The sequence below is a fragment of the Streptomyces sp. NPDC002403 genome (genome assembly GCF_053593015.1).
In genome coordinates this window covers 1-2,180 of the sequence record NZ_JBSFBQ010000142.1, presented here as the reverse complement: position 1 = coordinate 2,180, position 2,180 = coordinate 1, and the positions used below count along the sequence as shown (strand labels likewise).

General features: G+C 72.6%; 1 pseudogene. It reads right to left on the bottom strand.

Annotated elements, in window-relative coordinates:
- Window positions 1–2,017, bottom strand: a pseudogene (locus ACWCPY_RS43165) (hypothetical protein); the annotation flags it as partial.
- Between the last annotated feature and the right edge of the window lie 163 nt (window positions 2,018–2,180).

Sequence of the window (2,180 nt, the reverse complement as noted above, 5' to 3'; positions counted from 1 at the left end):
GCGCCCCCGGGCCGACCCCATACTCACCGGCCCCCGACACCCCCTCCCCCCACCGACCATGCTCCACAGCACCAGCCCACGGCACAGCCGACACAGCCGGGTCCGCGGGGTCCGCGGGGCGCACACCGCCCCGGCCGTTCACCGCCACCCGATCACGAGAAGAACCGGCAACACCCCCGACAACCGGCCGAAGAGAAACACGATGACGGGCCCCGCCAGAACCGACCGGACCCACGATCTCCCCCACACCCGCCCCGCCGGAAGCATCCCGGGACAGCCCACCCGACCCACCCCCGACCAGGCCACGCCCGCCCAAAGCATCCACCCGCACCCCCAACCGCTGGCGCCGCTCGCCACCGAACCACAGTTCGAGCGTGTTGACGCTGACGCTGGCGGCCTCGAGGACACCCCTGACCTCGTCTTCCCGCAGATGGAGGTGGGCGGCCAGGGTGTCGAGGTGCACACCAACCCGTTCCTCAGCCAGTTGACAGATGGTGCGGGCGAGGTCTTCGATCGGCGGGAGGTGGGCGAGGCCGTGCCCGCCCAGGTCGTCCACCCGCACCCCCAGCCGTGAGCGCCGCTCGTCTCCGACCAGCCCTGTGAATTGCCGGACGGTGACGCCGACGGCTTGGAGGGCGCTCTTGATCTCGTATCTCTGCAGGTCGAGGTGCTTGAATTCCTGCTGGCCGCGGAGGTGGGTGGCCAGGGCCTCGAGGTGTACACCGTTCCCTCGTCCGTGTTGCGCGGCCAGTTGGCGGACGGTGCGGGCGAGGTCTTCGATGGGCGGGAGGTGGGCGAGGCCGTGCCCGCCCAGGTCATCCACCCGCACCCCCAGCCGCTTGCGCCGCTCGCCGCCGAACCGTATTTCGAGTGGCCTGGCGTTGATGCCGGCGTCCTTGAGGACGTCCCCGATCTCGTCTTGTGCCCTGCCGAGGTGGGTGGCCACGGTCTCGAGGTGTACACCGGCCCGTTCCCCGGCCAGCTCACGGATGGTGCGGGCGAGGTCCTCGATGGTCAGTGGTGGGGGTGGGGTGGGGTGGGGGGTCTGGGTGGGGTCGGCCTGATCCGCCGGGGCGGGTGTGTGGGGGTCTGCCGGAGGGTCCATTGTCCCGGCGGGCGGGGTGGGGTGGGGGGTGGGGTCCGCGGGCGGCTGTTGTTGGGGGTGTGTGGGGTGGTCTGCGGTTTCTTCTTCCTGGGGGTCGGGGCCGAAGAGGTCCGTCATCACGTCTGTCCAGTGGCTCTGTCCGTCCGTGCCGGGAAGAACGAGCGGGGCGAGGCCGGGACCGGTATCGACCACCCGGCCACGGCCACGATCTCGGCCGCGGCCGTGGTCTTGGTTGTGGCCGCTGTGGTTGTGGTCGGGTGGGTTGTTGCCTGTCCGGGGGGCGGGGGGCTGGTCCGTGCTGTTGTCCTGGGCGGTTGCGGGCCGGGCGCGGTGCAGTGCGGTGAAGATGTCCTGGCTGGCCGTGCCGGGGACGGTGGCCCCGGCCGCGGGCAGGGGTGTGGGGGATGCCGGGACGGTGGTCTCGGTGGCGGGGAGGGGTGTGGTCTGTGCGGGCCGGTCCGGGCCGGCCGGGGCGGCCGGGGCGGTCTGTGCTGGTGGCTGCTGCCGGGGGTCCGGGCCGGGCCGGCGGGGAGGCATTCCGCCCGGCAGTCGTGGACGTGTCCTCAGGGAGGCCTCCCGCAGTGCGTGGAGGCGGTGGATGATGTCGTCGGGGTCCATCCGGTGAGCGGTACGGAAGGCCTGCTTCGCGGCCGCGACAGCCACGACCGCCTCCCGGACAGCGGCCCGCGCCCGCTCCGCGACCGTCATACCCCCGGCAGGCCCGTCCTGCCGGCCACCGTGCTCCTCGAGATACCCACGCGCGGCAGCCTCCACGAGCAGAGCCTCCTGGACCGGAACCCACGCCTCCACCCGGGCATCGACCACACCCGCCGACTCCCCCGGATCACGGACGAAAACCGCTCTGCGCTCCCGGTCCTCCCGCTCCCACACCTCCGCGACCGAAACACCCACACCACCCCGACCCAAACGCGCAACACCCCCACCAACCCCAGCGGTGCTCCCACCAACCCCACCAACCCCGGCATCCACGGCGGCATTCTTCCCGGATCCGGTGCTCCCGCCCGGACCCGCGGGTCCGGGCGGGAGCACCGGATCCGAACCCAGCACCGGACGC